Annotated in this window: 1 protein-coding gene; it reads left to right on the top strand. The window is 60.1% G+C overall.

Features of this window, described 5'->3' with window-relative positions; translation table 11 throughout:
* Nucleotides 1–617, top strand: a 617-nt coding sequence (locus AC1DH9_RS30430) for a response regulator (protein ID WP_477809492.1), incomplete at both ends; no start/stop codon positions are given.

Consider the following 617-nt stretch of genomic DNA (forward strand, 5'->3'; position numbering starts at 1 on the left):
AAATGATGGGTGGCTGCGTGCAACTGAGCAGTACGCCTGGGGTCGGCACTCAGGTCCGGATTTCATTACCGATGGCCGCGCTGCCAGACGCCGTGGTGCTGGACACCCCGCAACCGGTCATCGCGAACGCCTCGGTCACCCTGGACGTGCTGGTGGTCGACGACCACCCCGCGAATCGATTGCTCATGTGCCAGCAACTCGGTTTTCTGGGGCATCGATCCGTCACGGCCAACAACGGTGAGGCAGGTTTCCAGGCATGGAAAGCGGGCCATTTCGACCTGGTGATTGCAGACTGCAATATGCCGCTGATGAACGGCTACGAGCTCACCCGTGCCATCCGCCAGATCGAACACGATGAGCAGCGCCCGCCCTGCACGGTGCTTGGCTTCACCGCCAATGCTCAACCGGAGGAAAAACACCGATGCCGACAGGCTGGCATGAACGATTGCCTGTTCAAACCCATCAGCCTGACCACGTTGGGCCAACGACTGGAAGCACTCAAGCCGATCATCGAGGATCAAGCCTTTCACCTGGACGGCTTGCAGTTACTCACCGGCGGCGATCCACAACTGGTTCAGCGCTTGCTCGCCGAACTGTTCAACAGCAATCGCCTCGAC

This window comes from Pseudomonas sp. 05T35, from assembly GCF_056396605.1.